The organism is Mesorhizobium sp. M7A.F.Ca.CA.004.12.1.1 (assembly GCF_003997835.1).
Taxonomy (GTDB): domain Bacteria; phylum Pseudomonadota; class Alphaproteobacteria; order Rhizobiales; family Rhizobiaceae; genus Mesorhizobium.
This window is the reverse complement of the sequence record NZ_RZRK01001069.1, coordinates 1-1676: the sequence shown is the minus strand read 5'-3', so window position 1 is coordinate 1676 and position 1676 is coordinate 1. Positions and strand designations below refer to the sequence as shown.

Genomic DNA, 1676 nt, shown 5'->3' with positions numbered 1-1676 from the left:
GCTTTCACACGGTTTCGTGAACTCGAAATCGTGTCGAGCGATCGGTTTTCTCACTGCGGACGGCCCAGAGAGCTCGAAAATTTGCGGTTCGTGACTCGCCAGGAATGCCGTGGTCGTCCTTGCCAGGGGCAGGAAGTGACGGGAGAATCGATCGAGCGGCGCGTTCCGTCTTGTCCGGTCAGCTGAGGGACTGCGTTTGACAATTCATCCACCTGGGATTGAACCTTGCCCGCCATCGTCGACACTCATGCATGTCCGGTTCTCCAACAAGGAAGCTCCCAATGCTTGCACGCGCGGCCGCAATCCTGTCCCTCTTCGCCTGGCTGCCCCTCGTACCGTTGGCGCATGCCGGCGCGCAGAGCATCCCGGCCAGCGCCGAAGGCCAGATCGAGTTCAACACGCCGTCCGGCAACATCGGCTGCATCTACACGGCCAAAGGCGGCACCGGCACCTATGAGCCAAAGGATGGCGGCCCGGAGCTGAGTTGCTCGCGCGTCGAGCCGAGCTACGTCACGATTATCCTGGGTCCGAAGGGGCCAGCCACTCTGATCAAAAACCCGGGCGAGCAGGGCTGCTGCAGCGATGTCGACAAGCTTGGCTACGGCAACAGCTGGAGCGCCGGGCCGTTCTCGTGCCAGTCGTCAACCAAGGGACTGACCTGCACCGCCACGAACGGCCATGGATTTTTCATCAGCAAGGCCAAAGCGACGGTGAAGTAACGTTTGCTGCTGTCGCGGAGAGGAGAGGGCGGTCGGCTCAGCCGGCCTTGTCCAGTTCGCCGCGCGCCTTGGCGGCCGCCACCTGGCGAATGGCATCGGCCAGCGTGTCGGCATCCTGTGCGCCCATGACCGCGTATTTGTCCTCGAGCAGGAAGCACGGCACGCCAGAAATGCCCATGCGCGACGCGGTGGCGATCTCGGTGCGCACCGCCTCGACATCGGCCTCGGTCGGCAAAAGCGTGGCGACCACGGACGCATCCATGCCGGCCTCGCGCGCCGCCTCGACCAGCACGGCATGATCGCCAATGTTTGCGCCTTCCTCGAAATTCAGCTGGAACAGCCGGCGCACAAGCCTGTTCTGAATGGCTTCGCCGGCGGCACCTGCCCAGCGGATCAGCCGATGCGCATCCAGCGTGTTCGGCGCCACCTTGATGGCGTCAAAGGCGAACGAGATGCCTTCGATTTCGCCCAGCGGCTCGATGCGGGCGTGAATCTCGCGGATGCGCTGATCACTGCCGAATTTTGCCAGCATGTATTCGCGGCGGTCCTTGCCTTCAGGCGGAATGGTCGGATCGAGCTGGAACGGCCGCCAGCGGACATGCACGTCGACATCGCCGACGGCGGCAATCGCCCTGTCGAGCCGCTTCTGGCCGATGAAGCACCAGGGGCAGACGACATCGGACACCACATCGACGGTGATGGCGTTCAATTCGCTCATCTCGATCTCCTGATCCCTCAGTTGGGTTTGCGCCACCATGTTGGCAGCTGATACCCGAATATGGGCGTCTTTTGCGGATGTTCCAGGTAGTTCCAGTAGGCAATCCATTGCTGCGTGTTGTGCTGCATCGGCACCATGTAGTTGCCGGAGATCAGCAGCCGGTCGAGAACGCGAACGGCGGCAACATAATCCTCCTTGGAGCGGGCGCGCAGCATCGCCTCGATCGCCGCGTCCACAGC

3 protein-coding genes and 1 pseudogene are annotated in these 1676 nt (G+C 62.6%); 2 read left to right on the top strand and 2 right to left on the bottom strand.

What is annotated here, in order from left to right; genetic code table 11:
* Positions 1 to 186, top strand: a 186-nt coding sequence (locus EN984_RS38395; RefSeq protein WP_206517547.1) for a hypothetical protein, incomplete at its 5' end; no start/stop codon positions are given.
* A 95-nt stretch (positions 187 to 281) separates the two neighbouring features.
* Positions 282 to 719, top strand: a complete 438-nt coding sequence (locus EN984_RS33670) for a hypothetical protein (protein WP_127272122.1) — start codon at positions 282 to 284, stop codon at positions 717 to 719.
* A 37-nt stretch (positions 720 to 756) separates the two neighbouring features.
* Here EN984_RS33670 and EN984_RS33665 read toward each other — a convergent pair whose 3' ends face one another.
* Together EN984_RS33665 and EN984_RS33660 are read right to left on the bottom strand one after the other, a co-directional pair.
* Entirely contained in the window at positions 757 to 1437 is a 681-nt protein-coding gene (locus EN984_RS33665; protein WP_127272639.1) for a DsbA family protein, read from the bottom strand.
* Between the two features lie 17 nt (positions 1438 to 1454).
* A pseudogene (locus EN984_RS33660) lies at positions 1455 to 1676 on the bottom strand (ABC transporter substrate-binding protein); the annotation flags it as partial.